Consider the following 290-nt stretch of genomic DNA (forward strand, 5'->3'; position numbering starts at 1 on the left):
CTTCCCTCAGGGCCTGATCCCGGTACTCTACCGGAGTCAGGCCCTTAAGCTTCACCTGGCGTCTTGTTGTATTCCAATGCGTAATGTACGCATCGAGGTCAGCTTTGAAACTCTCAAAGGTTAGCCAGTCCTGGCCACGAAAAAACTCGTCCTTAAGATGTCCAAAGACCTGCTCAGTGGCACCATTGTCGATGCAGTTACCTTTGCGTGACATACTCTGAATAAAACCATTATCAGCAAGCGTTCTGACGTAGAACTCGTGCTGATACTGCCACCCCATATCCGAGTGC

General features: G+C 50.0%; 1 protein-coding gene. It reads right to left on the minus strand.

Annotated elements, in window-relative coordinates:
- The coding region (locus HMPREF2919_RS01590; protein ID WP_141754830.1) for an IS3 family transposase at positions 1 to 290 on the minus strand (290 nt) is incomplete at both ends.

This window comes from Rothia sp. HMSC068E02, from assembly GCF_001813565.1.
Taxonomy (GTDB): domain Bacteria; phylum Actinomycetota; class Actinomycetes; order Actinomycetales; family Micrococcaceae; genus Rothia.